This window comes from Salinibacterium sp., assembly GCF_031364185.1.
In the GTDB taxonomy this organism is placed as follows: Bacteria; Actinomycetota; Actinomycetes; order Actinomycetales; family Microbacteriaceae; genus Rhodoglobus.
The window spans coordinates 1-4445 of record NZ_JANLVV010000095.1; the positions used below are offsets into that span (position 1 = coordinate 1).

7 protein-coding genes are annotated in these 4445 nt (G+C 62.9%); 2 read left to right on the plus strand and 5 right to left on the minus strand.

From position 1 onward, the window contains the following. Both RMN95_RS04590 and RMN95_RS04595 read left to right on the plus strand, forming a co-directional pair. The coding region (locus RMN95_RS04590; RefSeq protein ID WP_309615775.1) for a hypothetical protein at positions 1 to 195 on the plus strand (195 nt) is incomplete at its 5' end. An 81-nt stretch (positions 196 to 276) separates the two neighbouring features. Next, on the plus strand, positions 277 to 828 hold the full coding sequence (locus RMN95_RS04595) for a hypothetical protein (RefSeq protein ID WP_309615776.1): 552 nt from the start codon (positions 277 to 279) through the stop codon (positions 826 to 828). A gap of 28 nt (positions 829 to 856) precedes the next feature. Here the strand turns inward: RMN95_RS04595 and RMN95_RS04600 are convergent, their stop codons facing one another. The 5 genes from RMN95_RS04600 to RMN95_RS04620 all read right to left on the minus strand — a co-directional run. Beyond that, positions 857 to 1204: a type II toxin-antitoxin system PemK/MazF family toxin gene (locus tag RMN95_RS04600; protein ID WP_309615777.1), complete on the minus strand. Its 348-nt coding sequence runs from the start codon at positions 1202 to 1204 to the stop codon at positions 857 to 859. Continuing rightward, positions 1198 to 1428, minus strand: a complete 231-nt coding sequence (locus RMN95_RS04605; RefSeq protein ID WP_309615778.1) for a ribbon-helix-helix protein, CopG family — start codon at positions 1426 to 1428, stop codon at positions 1198 to 1200. The genes RMN95_RS04600 and RMN95_RS04605 overlap by 7 nt, the downstream gene beginning before the upstream one ends. A 137-nt stretch (positions 1429 to 1565) precedes the next feature. Further along, entirely contained in the window at positions 1566 to 1763 is a 198-nt protein-coding gene (locus RMN95_RS04610; protein WP_309615779.1) for a hypothetical protein, read from the minus strand. A 427-nt stretch (positions 1764 to 2190) separates the two neighbouring features. After that, positions 2191 to 2514 carry a hypothetical protein gene (locus tag RMN95_RS04615; protein ID WP_309615780.1) on the minus strand — a complete coding sequence of 108 codons (324 nt, stop codon included), beginning with the start codon at positions 2512 to 2514 and terminating at the stop codon, positions 2191 to 2193. Between the two features lie 982 nt (positions 2515 to 3496). Next, positions 3497 to 4445, minus strand: a 949-nt coding sequence (locus tag RMN95_RS04620; protein WP_397545247.1) for a DUF6716 putative glycosyltransferase, incomplete at its 5' end; no start/stop codon positions are given.

The window sequence follows — 4445 nt, forward strand, 5'->3', positions numbered from 1 at the left end:
CTGTGGGAGACCCGGCTGCCCCTCGCCGGTACGCTCGATCGCCTGGACGGGGTCGGCACTGTGTTCTTCATCACGACCGAGGGCGCGGCGCGGCGTGAATCCACCAGTCAACTGCTTCGGCGAGCGGGATGGGTGCCCCGAGAACTGTGGCGCGCCGACACCGTGACCGTCGTCAGGTTCGACCGCTCGTCGTAGGGCGTTCGCGGACTGTGCGATACGGGCGCAGCAGGAAGCCTCCCTCTCGCCCAACAAAAGGAGTGCTGCCAGGCTGGTGCTATGAGTCCAGCAGCGCCCGCACAACCAGACCCTCCCCCGACACTCCTGCTAATTGTGGGGCCCATCGCGGGCGGAAAGAGCACTGTTGCTCGAGCCCTCGCGCGGCGACTGCGCCAGCACGGTGAGCAGGTGGCGCTGGTCGAGTTGGATCAGATCGCCGAGATGGCGCTGCCCACTCTTCCGGATTGGGCCTTCGCGCACAGGATCTTCGGCTCGGTGGTCGGTCAGTGGCTGCGGAGCCCCCTTACGGTCGTCATTGCCGAGGGGCCCGGTAGCCCCTCGGAGGTGGGCGGCGTTCTCGCACAGGTTCCCGACGAGATTGAGGTCATCACCGTCGTGCTCACCAGTACCTTCGAGATCGCGTTCGCTCGCGCACGGGACGATCCGACCCGTGGTGTTTCTCGCGAGCACTCGTTCCTCTTGCGTGAGTTCGAACGTTGGACAACGGACATGCCGTTGATCGAGCACAGTGTGCTCCTTGACACGGGAACCGCGTCGGTCGAGGACAGTGTCAGCGTCATCCACTCAGAACTTGGGAAAAGTCGCGACTAGAGGCGAGCGACCATCATGATCTCATCCGCTAGATGCCCAGAACCAGGCGCACGCCGTCACTAATCTTCGAGAGCACATAACTCGGGACATGCCCGATAGAGAACGGGTCTAGGAATTCACGACTGACAGGTCCGATCTGCGACACGACCGCAACAGAACACTTGCCCAGCCCGGAGGCGTCAATCGGAACGAGGACATGACCGGGAAACGCCTCAAGCGCCACGTTCGATGTCAGGGGAACAATGAGCACTGTCGCGATCTCGGTCGCACGGAGCCAATTCTCCTTCATGACTACGGCCGGGCGGCGCCTGGCCGGTTGGGAGCCACGGGGAGACCCGAAGTCGATCCACACGACGTCTCCGTGGGCAATCACCATTCCGTTCCCTCAAACACGGTGCGCTCGGATTCGCGAAGGAACGGACTTTCCGCGGAAGGCTGACCCACCCGCGCAATAACTGAATTTGACAGTTCGGTCAGCTCTGCTTCCCCCTCCAGCTCTGCGGCGAGGCGGTAGAACTCCGATCGGTTCATGCCATGGCGTGCGGCCAGCCGCTCGAAGCGTGCAAAATCGTTGTCAGGAATGGAGATCGCAGTTTTCATCGCAACAGTACAACCTGTTATACCTGCGACAACCGGACCGGCCGATTGGACGGCGCCCAATCACGGCAATGGGATGAGGGGAGGTGCAACCCTTCGAACACTCGAATATGCGAGTGCCCGAAGGGTCAGGCGGGAGGTTAGCGGTCGTCGTCGCTGTGGCGTTCACGGCCCTTGGTGCCGGCCTTCGCGAGGCCCCGACTGATCATGTACCCGACAGAGGCGAGGGCCCAGTACGACCAGGCCTGCGCGGCTCCGAACTTCTGACCGTCACCGTCGTCGCCCTGGTCGGTTGCGGCGGCGGCGGATGAGGACGTGGGAGCAGCCAGACGGAACATCTGTGGGTTCCCTCGTCGCGCAGCTGCGGGCCTGCATCGCGACTATCGGCGCCCGTGTGGCTGGGGAAACGAACGTCTACCTGACGAGCGGGTTCTCTACTGGCGGGAAGGTGTCAGTCACCGGGAATGTGGCCGCGAGTGGGGCGGTATCCGGCTCAAACTTGTCAACCCCGGGAGGCGCGACCGTCAACGGCCCCATGTCTTCAGTTGGTATTTACAACACGGATGTGTCGCTGTTGGATTGCTCTTGGCAACCGATTCGGCAGAACAACGCAGGACCGGTCGGTTACGCGCCGTCATCGATGGTCAGTGGGCAGAATCACGAAGCCCGCCACAACACACAACAGGCGCCGACTTATCATCTGCGCCTGTTGGTAAAGCTATGCCGTTAGGGAGACCCTCGGCTGTCACCGAGGTCATGTTCGATCTAGGAGTTGGGGCATCCTGAGTCGGTGGCCTCGCCAGTCTCTTCGTCGTAAACCGTTTCTTCGACGGGTGTGGGTTCTACATAAAAGGACTCTTCGACAACGGGGGTGGGTACCTCAACGACTGCTGCGGGCGCGACGGCGGGGGCGGCGATCAGGACGATCTTGGCCGGTACTTCACCGAACGACTTCTGCTCACTGATGTTCACAACCGGTTCGGCGGGCTTCAGATCCAGTACGGGCGCAAATGTGACGACGGCGAACGCGACGACTCCCGCGAGGATAACTCCGGCAGCGCTGCCACTGGCGATCTGCTTGATGTTCATAGGCAAAACGGTATACGTAAAGGACAGAAATCTAAACCCTCAATCGAGACGGACCTTACCGACGCGTGAGCCGTCAATGCGACTCTGAGGACGAAGTATTGACCGCAGTGGGCCTCTCTTGCGAACGAGCCGCGGCGTCGCACCATCTCGTAACGTCGGTGCCTCCCGCTGGATGCAAGACATCGTCCGCTAGTTGCCGTCGACGCGACCTGCGTTTGGTTCTGCGTGTATCTCGCAGAGAGAAATCGTTTTGACACAAAAGGAACGGGGACTCGAGTTGAGATGGCCGAAAAGCACGTCACTCGCAGTTTGTCGCCGCTGGGGATGCGAATGGCTCGATGTTGAGCCCATCGCGGTCACTGCAACCCACGGCGCGAACATCAATAACCTAAATTGCCTAAACCTGCCGGACGCGTCGCTCGCGTCCTCGCAGATCAACATCGATCGGAGGTTCGCCGCGCAGGCGCCCTGCGTTGGCACGGTCACCGAATGTGGCGAACCTTCACGATTGCCGATCTAAACGGCAGTTGCACCAGCTCCTGTGGCGAGTACCGCAGCTGCCGCCCGAGTACCGATCCGAGCTCTGTGACGACCTGGGCAAGCGCCCGGCGATCAGTGTGAATGTGCGTTGAAAACTGTGGTTTGCGAAGGGCACTATCGGCCGCCTCGAATCTCTGCAGCGCCCAGCTTCATCGTGAAGCGTCATCGGCACGATCACATCGCCGGGGTGCCGTCTCGCCACGTCAATAAGAATGTCCGCGACCGTCGGCATCCACCACGGGGTGTCCTGAAAGTCGACCCGGAGTTCAGGCGGGTACATCCGCTGAATACCGAAACCGAGAAGCTCGGGATCCGCGATCACACTTCCGGGGCATTTCCGTTTGAGCTCATGGGCGACCTGAGTTTTGCCGACCCCGAATGGTCCATTGATCCAGATGAGCATGAGGCGAGACTACGGGGGCGCAGCGGGTGCAGCCGCCCGCTACCGGCCCACGCGGTCGCCATCGACCGAGTCGACACGCTGCGTCTGCCGCTCCACGACGGGTTTCGACCCCACGACCCTCGCGCGGATTGCCCGCGCCCGACGCACGGCTCCTCGAAGTGGCATCCCCACCGCCAGCGCAAGGTAGCCGCCAACGCTGCGGTCGTAGCGACCCAGCGCCCGCTTGCGATCCCACACCCGCCGCACATTGCCGCCGAGAGTGCCCCTGAACTGCGGCCGCAGCGGGAATTCGGTCTCTGCACGACGCCTCACCCCGGCCTCGATGGCCGAAATCCAGGTCTCGCCGGATGCCTCGTGGAAGTAGTTCTCGTCAAGCCACCCGGAATCGGGGGTGCGGTAGCGCCCCGCGATCAGGTCATCCGAACTCCCGAGCAGCCCGCTGTCGTCGAACACCAGATTGATCATGGACGCGGAGACACCGAAATCATCCAGGATGAGCACGGGAACGCCCATCGCAGCGGCCTCGAGTGCGGCGGTCGAACTCACCGTCACCAGCGCGGCGGCCCGCTCGAGATGGGCCGGCATCGAACCGGTGGAAACCACCAGATTGTTGGGGACGTCCGGCACCCTGGCGAGAATCTCATCCAGGGGATACCGCTCGGCGTGGGTCTGGGTCTCACCGGCGGCGGCCCTGAGCTTCAGCACCACACGGCGCTCGGGCTGCTGTCGGGCGGTCTCGACCAGCCAGCCGACCAGCTGTTCTCGGTCGATTAGCGACCGCGGCACCTTGGCCTGCGCGGCGAAAACGATGTCGTCACCGACCGCTGAGCGGCGAGACCGAGCGAGAAAGGGCAGGGTGGCGAGCCCGAAATCCTGCTCGATCCCCCAGTGCTCCGCGAGCGAACGGAACGCGGCGATCTCACGCTTGCTGTGCAGGATGAGCAGGTCGACCTGCGAGCGGTAGTACAGCGCGAGCAGCGTCGCCGGG